The following is a 14,924-nucleotide window of genomic DNA, read 5'->3' as shown; positions in this document are numbered from 1 at the left end:
TGTTTCACTCCCTGTAGTCGGGTGCGACGCGCTCGACCAATCGCAACATCGCCTGCCAGGCGAGTTCGAGGCCTACGTCGTCGGTGTAGTCGTCGCCGGCATCTTGGCCACTCAGCTGCTGTGCGGTGTGCTCGGCGATCGCGGGATCCGGCAGTATCACCTCTCCGGCGCGCGTTGCCGCTACTTGGATCTCGCATGCCTTGTTGAGATAGTGCATCCGCAGGAACGCCTGTCCCGGAGTACGACCCACCGTCAGCAGACCGTGATTGCGCAGGATCAGCGCGGGATGATCGCCGATGTCGGCAATCAGCCGCTTCTGTTCGTCGAGGTTCAGCGCCACGCCCTCGTAGTCGTGATAGCCAACTCTGTTGTAGAACTCCATCGAGATCTGGTTCAGCGGAAGCAGACCCGACGACGAAGCGGCCACCGCACACCCGGCCAGCGTATGGGTGTGCAGCACACAGTGTGCATCCTCGCGTTCGCGGTGAATGGCGCTGTGGATGACAAAGCCAGCCGGGTTCACGGTGTGGTCAGAGTCGCCGACGACTCGGCCGTTCAGGTCGATCCGCACCAGATTCGACGCGGTGATCTCCTCGAACAGCAGGCCATAGGGGTTGATGAGGAAGTGATCGTCGGGACCGGGCAGCCGCACCGAGATGTGGGTGAAGATCAGGTCGGTCATCTTGAAGTGCGCTACCAGCCGATACACCGCGGCCAGTTCTCGCCGCAGTTGCGCTTCGGTCGGCTCGACCGCGTCGACCGTCCTCATCAGTACCCCGCCCGCTGTGCCACCAGCTGTTGGAATGCGGCGGTGATTTGATCCCAATGAGTCACCAGGTTGGTGAAGTTCGATGCGGGAGAGTGTCGTCCGGCCTGCATGCGGTACAGGATGGGCACATCCTGCTCGTTTACCTCGAAGAGAATGTCGGTGAGGCTCTTTCGAGCCGCGCTGTATCGCTCCCCACCGGCCTCGGCGTCGACGAAGATTGCCATGTGCTCCATTGTGCGGTCCGGCGCCGTCGGGTCGAAACCGATCACTTGGAACCAGTCGGCCTCCAAGAACAGCAGCGCATTGGGAAAGACGCAGAAGATGTCCTGACTTTCGGTTCGCTCCGGTGGCACATCACCCAAAAATGGCAGTGCATCGTCGGTTTTGGCTGCCTTGCCCGCTGCGCCTCGTGGGTAGGTCCCGCCGAGAATATGGTCTGCGAGCCACACATCGTCGACGTCAAGTGACGCACTCACCGGCCCGACCTGCGGATGTATGAAGGGCAGGTGGTAGAAGTCGAGAAAGTTCTCGACGATGAGCTTCCAATTGGCGCCGATGTCGAACTCGCGTTCTTGCGCGAGGTGGAGGCGCGAGAAGTCGATGTGATTCCAGCGCTGCAAGATTGGCGAAAGCATCCCTTCGAAGTCGGCTGCAGCTGCCTCGGTTGAATTGAACTCGACGCCGAGGTTGACGAAGACCATCCCGGCCCAGACGTGCGACGAGACGCCAAGTAGTCCAAGGTGCTCCGCGCCTTGGGGCACTTCCCGGCCACGTTCACGCTTGAGATACGGCGTGGCATTGAGGCTGCCGTCGAGCTTGTACGACCAGCAGTGATAGGCGCATTGGATTCGACGTCGCACCTTTGCGGGTTCCTCCATCATCACCATGCCGCGATGTCGACATGAGTTGTGGAACACCCGAATGCGCTGCTCCTCGTCGCGCACGATCAACAGCGGCTTGCCGCCGATGGACACCGGATGCACTTTGCCCGGTTCGTCCACCCAGTGGGCGAAGCCTGCCCACACCCAACCCGACGAGAACACCCGCTCCTGCTCGAGTGCGTACTCAGCGGTTCCCGTATAAGCCCGTGTCGGGATGATCGAGTGTTGGCTCGAGTCAGAAGTCAATGGCCCTGCGATGATGCGGTTGCCGCTACCGTTGACCACTGTGGCGGGTGCCGGATTGTCTACAGTCATCGGATGACTCCCGTGTAGTCGTGGGTTGACGAGTGCAAGGCGAGCGCAGCGTCGAATTCCTCTGTGGCCCAACCCTTGAGGATCAGTGCGTCGGCCCACCGGTCCGAGATCTCATTGCCGCCCATATCGGTGATGGCGTAGGGGCGTGTGCCGAGTTCGGTGCAGAACATGATTTCCGCTTCGGCACCTCGGCGGGCGAGAATCTGCTCGAAGCCGGTACGCCACCAGTCTCGGAATCGCTTCTCCCACGGTCTGGCTGCGGGCGATTCGACCGGAACCTGCACCTGGCCCCTCGTCGCGATGCGTCCCTGAAGCGATCCACACCGGCTGAGAACTTTCGCAAAGAGAGTGTCGTGCTCGGCGGTCGGTTCTTCGGGAAGTTCATTGGCGCAGACGAAATGGGAGAAATCGCCGGCGAGTTCGACTCGTTCGTCGAGATAGTCCAGCAGCCATGCGGTGAAGCGGAGGTCGTTGGTCACCGTGTTTCGGTGTGTCTCGATCTCGATGTGGATGCCTGCGTCGGAGCCGATCTCGTACCAACGCAAGAGGGTGGCGGCCAATGGTTTCGGATCAAACCCGTAGATCTGGGCGCACAACACCATCCGATCTGCCCCGACTCGTTGTGCATAGGCTACGGCCGAACGTACTGCGTCGTCGTCGGAGACGAAAGCGAATACTGCTGTGCGCAAGCCGCTTCCGGCGAGAAGCGGCACGAGTTGCTCGGCGGAAGGTGCCTGACGTGCACCCAGATCTACGGCAAGGCCCGCAAATCCCGATCCTGCGATGCGTTCGATCTGTTCTGCGAGCGTCCAACTATTTCGGACCGTGGGGAGGTCTTCCATCGCCCAGAGGGACTGGTACACAAACAGGTTGGAGGTATTCAGCATGTCGAGACCGCCGGATCATTGATCGGATTGAGTGGCCGCCCGTCGCGTAGCCACGCCACTGCATTACCTGCCTGCGCGTCGATGTAGCCGGTCGATGTCGTCTGCGAGAGATAGGCGATGTGAGGGGTGGTGAGCACTTCGGGATGGTTGAACAGTGGGTCGTCGGCGGCAGGTGGTTCGGGGTCAATGACGTCAAGCGCCGCGCCGGCGATATGCCCGGACTGCAACGCGGCCAGCAGCGCCGCGTTATCGATGAGGCCGCCGCGCGCGACATTGACCAGATAGGCGCCGTCTCGCATGCGAGCGATCAGGTCTGCACCGACGATTCGCCGGGTTTCGTCGGTGAGTGGGAGGTGCAGTGAAAGCACATCGGAGTTCTCGATGACGGTGTCCAAATCGGTGATCGTCACGCCGGCGGGACCCGAACTCTGGCTGCTACCGGAGTCACATGCGATGACCTGCGCACCCATCGCGGCGGCATACCGGGCGTAGGTCCGACCGGTGCGGCCGAGACCCACCACACCGATGGTCAATTCGGACAGTCTGCGCGGCAGCGTATCTGGTCGATCCAACCACGATGTGCGGAGGCCGGAGCCGCTGAAGTAGACCAGTCGCCGAACCAGTGCGAGGGTCAAAGTCCACGCGTGGGTGGCCACCTCTTCGGTGGCCAGGTCGGCGACAGTGCTGACCCAGATACCGCGCGCGCTCGCGGCGCCGACGTCCACGTTGTCGAATCCGCGTGACAACAAGGCGATGACCCGTAGATTCGGTAGCCGGTCCATCAGTTCGGCATCGATCGGTGCGTATCCCACCAACAGGGCGGTTGCCTCGGCTGCCGCTCCGGCGATGACGTCGGCATCCTCGGTCTCGAGTTGATCAACGCGAAAACCGTTGTGCTCCAGCATCGCGACGCCCGACGCTGCATCGAGATCGCCGACGTCGGTGTACACCGCGAGCGGTGTGGTCTTCATCTTTGGTGCTCCATCTCCGAGTAAATGAGAAACGTTCGGTTCTCAGCGACACGGTGTTCAGTGCAGGTGGGAAAGAAACTGTCGAGTACGGGGATGCTGGGGATCATCGAAAAAGGCGCTGGGTTCGCCGGATTCGATGATGCGTCCGTGGTCGAACAAGGCGACCTCATCGGCGACCCGACGCGCGAAACGCGTCTCGTGGGTCACCACCACCATGGTCATTCCCTCATCGGCGAGCTTCTCCATCACGGCGAGAACCTCCCCGACGAGTTCTGGGTCGAGGGCAGAGGTAGGTTCGTCGAACAGCATGACTGTGGGGTTCAGTACCAGAGCGCGTGCGATTGCCACCCGCTGCTGCTGTCCGCCGGACAACTCGCTCGGATAGTGCTTGAGCCGATGACCCATGCCCACGCGCTCCAGCATCACGGCGGCGGTCTCCGCGGCCTCCTTCTTGGACATGCCTGCGACCTCGGTAAGTGCAAGTGTCACGTTGTGCAGCACATCGAGATGCGCAAATAGGTTGAAGCGCTGGAATACCATTCCGATGTCGCGTCGCTGCTTTGCCAACTGCGCTTCGCGCAGCGGGCGCGTGGTCCCATTGGTGTTGGTCGTGACGCCCACCTGCTTTCCGTTGAGCAGGATCTCTCCTTCGTCGGCAGGCTCGAGCAGGGCGATGAGTCGCAGGATCGTCGACTTGCCCGATCCCGACGGCCCGAGCAGGGCCTTGACCTCACCTCGATCAAGCGACAGGTCAACACCTTTGAGCACTTCGGTATCGCCGTACGTGCGGTGAAGGTTGAGCGCTTCCAGGACCGGTCGATTCATGCTGGGACCTCCTGACCGGCAGCGGGCACCGGGGTGGATTCGGTGTGCTGGCCTTTCGAGATCCAGCGATAGCGTGCCTCGACGAAGTATTGACAGGCCATGGCGACGCTGACGATCACCAGGTAGTAGACCAGCGCGGCCGAGTAGTACTCCGCGTACCGGAACGTGTTTGACACCTCGGATTGCGCGGTGGTCAGAAGCTCGCGCAGTGAGATGACAGACGCGAGCGACGTGTACTTCAGCATTGCGATGAATTCGTTCCCGCTTGGTGGAATGGCCACCTTGATTGCCTGTGGCAGAACCACTTTGAACAGCACCTTGTGGGGTGGCAGGCCGACTGCCCTGGCCGCGATGTGCTGCCCCTCGTCGACGCTGAGCAGTGCTGAGCGCAAGATTTCGGCCATGTACGCGGCCTCGACGACTGTAAAGCCAATAAAGGCAGCCAGGAATGGGGTAAACCAGTTCTCACGCAAGGCGGGAAACAGCTGCGGTCCGGCGTTCCAGATCAGTAGTAGCACCAGCAGCGTCGGAATGGCCCGGAAGAACCACACATAGGTCCAGCCGACCAATCGGGCAGCAGGGTTCCTCGCGATACGCAGCAGAGCCACCACGAATCCGACGATGCTGGCCGCGATCATCGCCGTTACGGCCAGCGCGAGCGAGAGCAGCGCACCACGAAAGAAGGCTTCCGACGTCAGTGCGCTGACGAAGACTCCCCAATCGAAGGTCATGACTACTTCGTCACGATCTGCTTGGGATCGAGTCCGTATTTCGTGGCGATCTTCTCAAGAGTGCCGTTTTCCTGCAACTGTGGAAGTGCCTCGGCCACAGCGCTACTCAACGGGGAGCCCTTGCGGGTGAAGACCCCGAACTTGGTATCAGTGGGAAACACGCCGGGAACACTCTTGAGTTTCCCGTCGGACTTGTTCACCATCTCGACGACTGCGACGTCGGTCTCGATCAGAGCCTGGGCCTTCCCATTCGTGACGGCCGCGACGGTCTCCGCGGTTTTGGGGTATGGCTGGATGGTGATCGGCTCCTTGCCTTCGCTCGTGAACTTCTTTGAGAGTTCCTTGAGAGTCAGCTCGTTGCTTCCGCCTCCCTGCACGGCAACCGTCTTGCCTGCGAGGTCATCGGAGGTTGTGATGTCGGTGGTGCCTGATGGCACGATCAGCCCCGGGCCGGTGTTCATGAATGGTGTACCGTCCGCCACCTGAAGGCGTTCCGGGCTCAAATACAGTGCCGCCCAGAGTATGTCGCACCGCTTCGCCTGAAGCGCTGGCATCAGACCGTCGAATGCGGTGTTCTGCCAACTGATCTCAAGGCCCCACTTGTCGGCTAGGGCACGAGCGGCGTCCGGATCGAAACCCACGGGGTTAGACGTGTCGCCGCCCTGAAAGTACTCCATCGGCGGGTACTCGGGATCGGTGCACACAGAAAGCTTTCCGTTGCTCAGTAGGCCAGCGGGTGCGTCGCCGGACGCCTGGGTGCCTTCGCCGCCCCCGCCACATGCGGCCAGTGCAGCTGTGGCTGCGAATGCGACGACAGTTGCCAGGACTTTTCGTGACATGAGGGTTCCTCAATTGTTCAGTGGGGCTGATGGGTGGACGCGCCAGTGGATCGGGGACCACACTAAGGACGTGGCACTTCGGCCGCAATGCAAGTTGTCAGCCAGATGGTGGTCTCACTGCAATAGTGACTAGAATCGGCGCATATTGTCCGCGCTGAAGCTGCTTCGAGCCGGAGACGCTGAAGATCTGATCGTCGTGACAAGGGGCATTGGCATTGTTAACTTCTCGTGAGGTCGGTCGCGCTGCGACCTCGGTAGGAATGTCGGGCGCGGACCTGCAGATTCTGGAGGCACTGCGTTTCAACGGCCGCATCACCACTCAAGAGCTTGCCGACCGTGTGGGATTATCGCGGTCGGTCGTCGCCCGTCGGCTGTCCCAACTCCTCGACGACGAGGTGATCCGGGTGGTGGGCATTGTGCACCCGCTGACGCTAGGCATCCGTTCCCTTGCCCATGTCTCGCTGAGCGTCGACCGGCCGGTGCGCCGCGTAGCCGACGAGTTGTCCCGATTGCCTGACGTGCCATTTGTCTCGCTTACTTCGGGGTCCTGTCCGCTGATTGCTGAGGTACGCAGCAGAAGTGACGACGACCTCGCACGCGCGCTAGATCGCGTGCGATCGATTGACGGCGTTCGTGCAACCGAAACGCTCTTCTACACGAAGCTCGTGGCGGATGTGCTACGCCCGAGTCATGCCGAAAACGTCGAAATCGATGCGGTCGACGGTCGGCTGTTGACGCTTCTGCAGGAGAACGGGCGCATGGCTTTCACCACACTGGGGGATAAGGTGGGTGTGTCCACCGGGACCGCACGGACACGAGTGTTACGGATGATCGACACCGGCGTCGTCCGGATCGGAGCCATCTCTCGCGCGGGTCGGCGAGACACCAGAGTCGATGTAGGAGTAGGACTTTCGGTACTGGGGCCGGCATCGAGTTGTACTGACCTGTTGTCTGAAATGCCCCAGGTGCGGTTTCTGGCCGAGACGATCGGTCGCTACGACTTGCTAGCCACCGTCGATGCCGATTCGCTGGCTGAGGTCGTTAGTGTTCTGGATCGGCTGCGCGGGCTCAAACCGGTTCTGCATCTGGATAGTTGGGTCCATCTGAGCACAGTGAAAGAGAGCTATACCTATCCGCTGGAGGTTCTATCGTGAGTGCGCAACGATGGCAGGTACCGAGTACGACATCACCTGTGCGTGCACGAGTGACGGTTCCGGCATCGGTAACGCAGTCGCCGAGCACGGACGGTGCCGTCGCGGTAGCCTTCGCTGCTGCAGGTCTGATAACGGGCGGCACTGTGCTGGTGCGTAATTGGCCGACAGACCTCCCTGCCGCGGAGTCGATGCTGATGGCTTTCTCGGATATGGGGGGCTACGTAGTGTCATCAGCCGATGGCCTCACGGTCACCGGGCGCTCCACGAGTGGTGCTCTGGCACCGATCACGGTGGCCTCGGGCGCGACGGAGCCATTCACCCCGCTTCTGCTCGTAACTGCGTGTTTGGCCACCGGACCCAGCGTCTTCTTGGGAACCCCATCGCCCGCCGACCTCGCGGCCATCAACAATCTGCGACGGGCGGGAGCTGACATTGGGGCCCACAGTGACCGCATCGAGGTATCGCCGCAGCCACTGAGGTCGATCGAATGGACCACAACCACACCGATTCTCGGTTTGACAGGACTTCTGACAGGGCTCGTCGTCAATGGCGTCGCCGTGTCGGAGTGGGACCGAGTTGAGAACTTGTGGCCCGGGGTGGCGTCGGAGTGGTCGCGGATGATCAGCGCCGACGAGTATCTCGTGCCCGGAAGCGCCCGTCTGCCGCGTGACTACCTGGGGCGTGCGTCCTATTTGTGAAGGCGGGCACGCGCACTCGTTTCGTGAGCGTCCCGGGTGGCGCGAGATCGTGTGGACGATGTAGTTGGCATATCGCGTGAACTGCGTACTCGTACGCCGCGACGCGCACGCGCAGCCGCGAAAGTGGGGTAGACGGCTACCCGATACCGCGGGGGCTCGCGCTCTTAGCGTCATGTGCAGCGAGTTCCCCGGGTCCAGCTCGGTAATGGTGCCCGACGTGGTGTGCCGGTGTAAGGGATTCGCGTTCACAGCTATGCAGTCCCATCTCGGAAGTCACCGCCATGCACACTCTCTTCGGTCACCAGATCCAGCACAATCCCGTCGCAACAATTCCCTTGCGCAGGTCATCCCAGAACCAGACCCAAACGTCTGTACCGCCCGTCGTCGTCGGAGTGTGCGGAACGGACGAATCATATTGGGCGGTCGAGTATTGCGCGCGTGCGGTCCGCGCCGAGGCGCCGCTCTACCTCGTCAGTGCCGTCGCGCGGCAGCGCGCGAATCCCCACCGCAGTCACGAGGAACGACGCTGGCGGGATGAGCTGGGTGTCGACGCCTATCAACTCGAGGAACTCTCGGTGATCCATGAAGTTCAGCGACGCGCACGAGAAGTCGCTTCTGCCGCAGGAGCTTCCGATGTTCGAGCGCTGGTGCGCAGCGGTAGTCCCCACGTCGTGTTGGCTCGTGAATCCCGCGACCTCGACGCGGCCGCAATGGTTCTCGGGTATGCGTCCGGGCCGGGTCGATTGGCCCGAAGGCTCTGCGCCACAACAGATATTCCGATCCTGATGGTCAACAAGGGTGTCGATGCGGGGTACCTACTCACCGCTACGCCACGTGGCGTGCGCAACCTGCGTGAGCGGCGTCGAGCAGGCACCCCCGCGACTGCGGAGTGACGGTAGGGGGCCTATCAGCTCGGCGGCGCCGGCACGAGCGGTAGCTGACTCGACGCCTGCAGTGACGCCGGCAGGTAGCGCGGAGCGGGATTGCCGTTGTGCGCGGTGTCTCCCGCGGGGTAGTAGAACTTGTGGAATCCGGGCGAGAAGATCAGCGCCCGATTGCCGGTGCGGCAGGCAACCTGCGTGGCTGAGGGCACCGTGCAGGTGACACCCGCGATCGTCACCTGTGTGCCGACACTCAGACGCGGCGGACGGAAGCCCGACGTCGAGCCGAAGCGGTATGAGGTGCCGGTCAGCAGATCGGGTTCAGGTACCCACCACGGCCCCTGGGCGTCGGCGGTGATGGCTGCGCCCTGGATGACGGGAGGTGCGGTCGCGGGGCGGCCCTGGCAGCCCACCGAGCGGAACGTCGGGCCGATCTGGCAGTTCCACCGTCCGGTGGTGAAGAACGACCGTCCGTTGTCGTCGTAGGCCAGTGAGCGGAACGGCGTCGGATCGACTGGTGTGTACCGCGACAGGTCGAACGCGGCGGGCAGCGGTAGGGGTGCCGCGGATGCCGGGGATGCGTTCAGTAGCGGCACGAGAAGTGCTGCGGCCGCCAGAAAACACGACGCCAGACGGGAGCGAGACATCCGGTGGCGTCTGCGGGTCGTCGGCACGGGGCCAGTGCACCACATCGCAGCGTCGGGCGAGGGCAAAACTCAGACAGTGGCGGGTTACGCGGCGCGGCGAAGGCGAATCGCCGCGCATCAATCTTGTTGTTGCGCAGGTCACACCCACTGTTCACTGCGTTGTAGCGCAATGGTGGTTGTCACCCGCCCACAACACGCCCGGCTGTGAGTTTCCCAAGACACGCCGAGCCAAGAAAAGTTCTTCGTTGTGGAAATCGCACACAGCATCTGACCTGCGAAGATTGAGTTACACACACATCTACTCCCCAGCGTTCTCCACAGCGGCTGCACAACTGACACGCGGTTGCGCGCGCGCCGTCCACAGGCCATCCACAAGTTCGTCCACAAGCGCGTTTGAGTGCGACGAGACGAACTCCTACTGTCTTCCATCAGTGCCCGATGGTGTTGCGCGTCGCGATGTGCGGTCCGACCTGTCAGACCCCTCGGGTATGAACAAAGACGACTCAGCCAGTCAGGCTTCCGGGGGACGGCAGAGTCGTCAGCACACCGCCGTGTCGACGAGTTGACGGTTGGGGGGCCGTCCATCGTCAGGGTTCGATTTCGAAAGGTTGGCACACGTGGCAGTTGTCGATGATCGCGGCCACGGTGCGGCTCGGGATTCCGGACGACCAGACGAGCCAGACATGCCGGTCGAGGAATATGGCCGTCAACCGCCGCAAGACATGGCGGCGGAGCAGTCCGTTCTCGGCGGCATGATGCTCTCGAAAGACGCGATCGCCGACGTCATCGAAAAGATCCGCACCAACGACTTCTACCGCCCGGCGCACCAGGCCGTCTACGAGGCGATCCTTGAGCTGTACGGCAAGGGCGAACCCGCCGACGCCGTCACGGTCGCCGCAGAACTCGAGCGCGCGGGCGAGCTGCGCCGCATCGGAGGCGCACCCTACCTGCACACCCTCATCTCCACCGTGCCCACCGCGGCCAACGCCGGCTACTACGCCGAGATCGTCGCCGAGAAGGCCATTCTTCGACGCCTCGTCGAGGCTGGCACGCGCATCGTGCAGTTCGGCTACTCCGGTGCCGACGGTCAGGATGTCGCCGAGGTGGTCGACCGCGCACAGGCCGAGGTCTACGAGGTCACCGAGCGGCGTACCGCCGAAGACTATGTGCCGCTCGAAGAGCTGCTGCAGCCGACGATGGACGAGATCGACTCCATCGCCTCCCGTGGTGGCATTTCGCTCGGTGTGCCAACGGGTTTCGCCGACCTGGACAAGCTCACCAACGGACTGCACCCCGGGCAGATGATCATCGTGGCGGCCCGCCCGGGTGTCGGCAAAGCGCTCTCGCTCGACACTCCGCTACCGACCCCGACCGGCTGGACCACGATGGGCACGGTGAGCGTCGGCGACGAGCTCATCGATCCGCACGGTAGGCCGACGCGCGTTGTTGCCGCGACCGAGGTCATGACCGAGCGGCCGTGCTTCGAGGTGGAGTTCAGCGACGGCAGCGTGCTCGTCGCCGACGAACAGCACCAGTGGGTCGCAGAGATCGACGACGAGCGCCGCACCCTCACCACCGCCGATCTGCGGGTGCACGTCGGGTGCGCCATGGTGCGCAACACCGAGCCACTCGAGTTGCCGCGCAAGAACTTTGCCTACGGTCCGTATACCGTTGCCGCACTTGCCGGAATGGCATTCGACGACCCCGAGATCGGCATCCGCATCGACGCCGAGGGCGACGTCGACGTCATGGCGCTGATGTCAGACCTCGGTGGTCGTATTCCGTATGAGTATCTGCGCGGGTCGATCGCCCAGCGTCGAGCACTGCTCGCCGGACTCCTCGATGCCCGCGCGAGCGTCGACGAGGACGGATGGATCATCGTTCCCGCCGCTACCCGACACATGACCGCCGTCATCGCCGACCTCGTCGCCGGACTCGGCTACACATACAAGAGGTCGGCCACCGGCTGGCTCCGCGTCGACACCGGCGACGACGATGTCTTCACCGTTTACCATAAAGCGTTGCGCCACAAGGAGCTTCGCATGCAGTCGGGAGTTCGACGCGTCGTCGCCGTTCGTCCGGTCCGTAGCGTCCCGGTGCGGTGCGTGCAGGTCGACAACGACGAGCACATGTACCTCGCTGGTGAGGCGATGGTGCCGACGCACAATTCGACGCTCGCCATGGACTTCATCCGGTCGTGCTCGATCGGCCATCAGATGACGGCCGCGATGTTCTCCCTGGAAATGAGCAAGGTCGAGATCGTGATGCGACTCCTCTCGGCAGAAGCCAAGATCAAGCTCGGCGACATGCGTGGCGGTTCGATGTCTGACGACGACTGGACGCGCCTCGCACGCCGAATGGGTGAGATCTCCGAGGCGCCGCTGTTCATCGACGACTCGCCGAACCTCACCATGATGGAGATTCGCGCCAAAGCTCGACGCCTCAAGCAGCGCCACGACCTGAAACTCGTTGTGGTGGACTACATGCAGCTGATGACGTCGGGCAAGAAGGTCGAGTCGCGTCAGCAGGAAGTCTCGGAGTTCAGCCGCCAATTGAAGCTGCTCGCAAAGGAACTCGAGGTTCCCGTGGTCGCGATCAGCCAGCTGAACCGTGGTCCAGAACAGCGCACCGACAAGAAGCCGCAGGTGTCGGACCTTCGTGAATCGGGATCGCTCGAGCAGGACGCCGACATGGTCATCCTGCTCCACCGTCCCGACGCGTTTGAACGCGACGACCCGCGCGCGGGTGAGGCCGACATCATCGTCGGCAAACACCGCAACGGTCCGACGGCGACGATAACCGTTGCGCACCAACTACATTTGAGCCGCTTCGTGGATATGGCGCGGGGGTAGTTGGTGTTTGTAGGTTCTCAAGTTTGACTGCACTTTCTCACGACTGACTGCACCTCGGCGGCATTTGTGCAGACGGACTGAGACACGCCGTCTGGAATCCGCATAGCGGCATTTCGGAGGTGCGATGGTGGCGGCATGCCAGAGGTGGGGGCAATGCCACTCCCGAATATTTCGCTGCGCTCAGAGGACTCCTTGAAGGAATCCTGCATTGAATGGGACCACGCCTCCCTTGAGCTGATCGGCAATGCGGTGCCGTGGCGGATGTTCCGTTGGCGCCACGGCCAGAAGCACTCGGGTACCTACTGGTCGGCGACCGACCAAGCGCACGTAGTCTACGAATCTCGATTAGAACTCACCCGACTTTTGTTCGCGGACTTCGATCCTGCGGTGAGTCGAATCATTGCGCAGCCGTTCCTGATTCGTACCTCCATCGCGAAGCGTCCGCGCAGGCACGTGCCGGACTATCTGTTGTTGACAGACGATGGACCGGTGGTCGTTGATGTGAAGCCGCGCACTCAGCTCGACCCGCTTGGGAGCGCTGTGGGGAGTGGGTCGGGTTTGGACTCCGTCAGGGCGCTGAGTGCAGTCATCGCGGAGGTCTCAATCGTTGCGATGTCATCGAGCAGCTGACTCGCTCTTGCGAGATGGTCCGGGCTACCCATAGCACCGGCCTTCTCGATGAGTTCCGCGACGCTCGTCCAGAGCAGCGCAGACTCGGCGAAGAGGTTCCTTCCTTGCTCTATGACGTCCGCGACCGGCTCACCTTCGAGTAGCCGCTGGCACTCGGTCAAGAAGTCGCGGTACAGGTTGCGGAACAGTGCGCCTCCGGTGCCCGCGCGTTCCATCAGGGTGGCGATGACGGCGAGGTCGCGGCTGGGATCTTCGACTCGATCGAACCACGACTTCACGCGCTTGGCAGCTGTGCGGATTCCTCGGTTGCCGATGTTGGCGATCGGCGGCGCCAGGAAGTCCTCAGCGCATGCAGTAATCGCGGGGATGATCGCGGGGATGAGGTGCCCGGCATCCGTGTTCGCCGCCGCCTTCACGGTGAAGGACCGGTGGCGGGCCGACATCGGCCCGCGTGCAGCTCGCGCCCTGGCCAGACTTTCCAGGCTGGTTGTCACGGCTCCGCCCTGCTGCGCGGTGTCGACCAGATGTGCCCGCTCGGTGTCGTAGCCGTACATGGCGACGACGTGACCGGCGAAGTGCACACGGGATCCGAAGTACTCCAGGTCATGGCTGTCGAGCTGAAGGCCTACGGGGCTCCCCTGGTCGATCGAGGAGCGGACCTGTTCCCAAGCCCTTCGCGCGGAGGTGGTCTCGTGTACGTGCAGTTCGAGCCCCAGTCGTTGCGTCAGGTTCTGGGTGAGCACGAAGGGCTTCACCCTGCCGCCCAGGAAGGGCAGCCCTTGCTGCTTCGAGTCCCAGTAGATGAAAGACAGCCCGCTGCCCAGCCCGAAGAGCATCGGTTCGGAGAGATCGATCCCGGCGCGGCTCAGAAGCACGCCGAGTGCTGTTGTCTCGCAATGCGCGCCGCCGACCGTGGTGACTCCGTCGATGATCGTCGTGTCGGGTGGCTTGGGCGTGGTCTGTTCACTCATCGGGTACCTGGACTCGTTTGGCGAGCCACGACCTTTCCGCCTCCAGGAGGCTGAGGGAGTAGGAGAAGACTTCACGCGCTGGGTGCGGTAGGGGAGCTTGGATCCGCTGGGCTTCCATAACTGATGCGATCCTGGCCTCAAGCTGAGTCAGTCTGCTACGCAGCGCCTCGTCATAGGCACGCTTCGAGACCAGCGGCAAGTTGGCCAGGCCGACGAGGACCGGATGCGCGACCGCTCGAAGATCTGCGATGAACGCAACGGCTTCATCGACTGCCATTTGCCGCCCCTCCGCGGTGGCATGGAACACCCGCCGAGACTTCGCGGCAGGACTGCCCTCAGCGGCCTCGACGAGGCCACGCTTCTCCAGCTTCGCGAGCACGTAATAGATGGATGAGAAGCCGATGTCCGTCCACTGTCGGATACCGCGCTGCTCGATCACCTGCTGCAGGTCGTAGCCGTGCCGGGGCTGCTCAACGATCAGGCCCAGCACCGTTAGTTCGGCAGGAGTCAGCACCCGCATATTCTAGTACTAGAATAGTGTCCGAGAAGGTCACTTCGCCACAAGTGGAGAGGTCCGCCTGGCGCTATGGCGTCAGACCTCGTCGACGGGCGATCCGACGGCGGTGCCAAAGGTGTTCACGGACGTCGACAATCGGTGTCCGACGAGACCGACAGGGTCAGGGCACGCTCGGATCAGCAGCATTGCCGAACCGCTCTACTGGCTCCTCAAAACGGGTTGAGACTGGTCAGACCAGCGGCTGCCGAGTTGCGCGCGACCGAGGCTGACTTCAGCTGGGAAGCGGTCCGCGCCTCGGGTGTCGACGAATCGGGCGGACCAGCTACGCGTTCTCTGTCGGACCTCGGCGTGGGTCA

At 62.7% G+C, this 14,924-nt stretch carries 15 protein-coding genes; 5 read left to right on the top strand and 10 right to left on the bottom strand.

What is annotated here, in order from left to right; genetic code table 11:
• Positions 1-4 precede the first annotated feature (4 nt).
• From RND64_RS22510 to RND64_RS22480, 7 genes are read right to left on the bottom strand one after another with little or no spacing between them, the layout of a single operon-like run.
• Positions 5-769, bottom strand: a complete 765-nt coding sequence (locus RND64_RS22510) for a class II aldolase/adducin family protein (protein WP_049699272.1) — start codon at positions 767-769, stop codon at positions 5-7.
• The gene (locus tag RND64_RS22505; protein WP_049699273.1) at positions 769-1,965 is read right to left on the bottom strand and encodes an aromatic ring-hydroxylating oxygenase subunit alpha; all 1,197 of its coding nucleotides are present in this window, start codon (positions 1,963-1,965) and stop codon (positions 769-771) included. Before RND64_RS22505 ends, RND64_RS22510 begins: the two co-directional genes overlap by 1 nt.
• A complete protein-coding gene (locus tag RND64_RS22500; protein WP_152930082.1) occupies positions 1,962-2,852 on the bottom strand; it encodes a sugar phosphate isomerase/epimerase family protein in 891 nt (296 codons plus the stop codon). The genes RND64_RS22505 and RND64_RS22500 overlap by 4 nt, the downstream gene beginning before the upstream one ends.
• Positions 2,846-3,823, bottom strand: coding sequence for a C-terminal binding protein (locus RND64_RS22495; protein WP_049699275.1), 978 nt, complete (start codon positions 3,821-3,823; stop codon positions 2,846-2,848). Before RND64_RS22495 ends, RND64_RS22500 begins: the two co-directional genes overlap by 7 nt.
• Positions 3,824-3,880: 57 nt before the next feature.
• On the bottom strand, positions 3,881-4,648 hold the full coding sequence (locus tag RND64_RS22490) for an amino acid ABC transporter ATP-binding protein (protein ID WP_049699276.1): 768 nt from the start codon (positions 4,646-4,648) through the stop codon (positions 3,881-3,883).
• Positions 4,645-5,379 carry an amino acid ABC transporter permease gene (locus RND64_RS22485; RefSeq protein WP_049699277.1) on the bottom strand — a complete coding sequence of 245 codons (735 nt, stop codon included), beginning with the start codon at positions 5,377-5,379 and terminating at the stop codon, positions 4,645-4,647. The genes RND64_RS22490 and RND64_RS22485 overlap by 4 nt, the downstream gene beginning before the upstream one ends.
• Positions 5,380-5,381: 2 nt before the next feature.
• The gene (locus RND64_RS22480) at positions 5,382-6,218 is read right to left on the bottom strand and encodes an ABC transporter substrate-binding protein (RefSeq protein WP_049699278.1); all 837 of its coding nucleotides are present in this window, start codon (positions 6,216-6,218) and stop codon (positions 5,382-5,384) included.
• A gap of 260 nt (positions 6,219-6,478) precedes the next feature.
• On the opposite strand from RND64_RS22480, the gene RND64_RS22475 reads away from it, so the two are divergent.
• From RND64_RS22475 to RND64_RS22465, 3 genes are all read left to right on the top strand, one after another.
• The gene (locus tag RND64_RS22475) at positions 6,479-7,372 is read left to right on the top strand and encodes an Lrp/AsnC family transcriptional regulator (RefSeq protein ID WP_049699279.1); all 894 of its coding nucleotides are present in this window, start codon (positions 6,479-6,481) and stop codon (positions 7,370-7,372) included.
• Positions 7,369-8,070 carry a hypothetical protein gene (locus tag RND64_RS22470; protein WP_160318052.1) on the top strand — a complete coding sequence of 234 codons (702 nt, stop codon included), beginning with the start codon at positions 7,369-7,371 and terminating at the stop codon, positions 8,068-8,070. Before RND64_RS22475 ends, RND64_RS22470 begins: the two co-directional genes overlap by 4 nt.
• Positions 8,071-8,351: 281 nt before the next feature.
• Complete coding sequence (locus tag RND64_RS22465) at positions 8,352-8,963, top strand: universal stress protein (RefSeq protein WP_083444388.1); 612 nt, start codon at positions 8,352-8,354, stop codon at positions 8,961-8,963.
• Between the two features lie 14 nt (positions 8,964-8,977).
• On the opposite strand, the gene RND64_RS22460 is transcribed toward RND64_RS22465, so the two are convergent.
• Positions 8,978-9,598, bottom strand: a complete 621-nt coding sequence (locus RND64_RS22460) for a hypothetical protein (RefSeq protein ID WP_049699282.1) — start codon at positions 9,596-9,598, stop codon at positions 8,978-8,980.
• A gap of 617 nt (positions 9,599-10,215) precedes the next feature.
• Between RND64_RS22460 and dnaB the strand changes: the two genes are divergently transcribed.
• Positions 10,216-12,450: a replicative DNA helicase gene (gene dnaB / locus RND64_RS22455; RefSeq protein WP_049699283.1), complete on the top strand. Its 2,235-nt coding sequence runs from the start codon at positions 10,216-10,218 to the stop codon at positions 12,448-12,450.
• Positions 12,451-12,585: 135 nt separating this feature from the next.
• The gene (locus RND64_RS22450) at positions 12,586-13,080 is read left to right on the top strand and encodes a TnsA-like heteromeric transposase endonuclease subunit (RefSeq protein WP_331436315.1); all 495 of its coding nucleotides are present in this window, start codon (positions 12,586-12,588) and stop codon (positions 13,078-13,080) included.
• On the opposite strand, the gene RND64_RS22445 is transcribed toward RND64_RS22450, so the two are convergent.
• Both RND64_RS22445 and RND64_RS22440 read right to left on the bottom strand, forming a co-directional pair.
• Positions 12,966-14,051, bottom strand: coding sequence for a BtrH N-terminal domain-containing protein (locus tag RND64_RS22445; protein ID WP_049699284.1), 1,086 nt, complete (start codon positions 14,049-14,051; stop codon positions 12,966-12,968). The genes RND64_RS22450 and RND64_RS22445 overlap by 115 nt on opposite strands.
• Positions 14,044-14,565 (bottom strand): PadR family transcriptional regulator, encoded by a 522-nt coding sequence (locus RND64_RS22440; RefSeq protein WP_200903257.1) that lies wholly within the window; start codon positions 14,563-14,565, stop codon positions 14,044-14,046. Before RND64_RS22440 ends, RND64_RS22445 begins: the two co-directional genes overlap by 8 nt.
• Between the last annotated feature and the right edge of the window lie 359 nt (positions 14,566-14,924).

The sequence above is a fragment of the Gordonia sp. w5E2 genome (assembly GCF_036540975.1).
In the GTDB taxonomy this organism is placed as follows: Bacteria; Actinomycetota; Actinomycetes; order Mycobacteriales; family Mycobacteriaceae; genus Gordonia; species Gordonia jacobaea.
The sequence above is the reverse complement of the archived record's forward strand: the minus strand, read 5'-3'. Positions and strand labels throughout refer to the sequence as shown.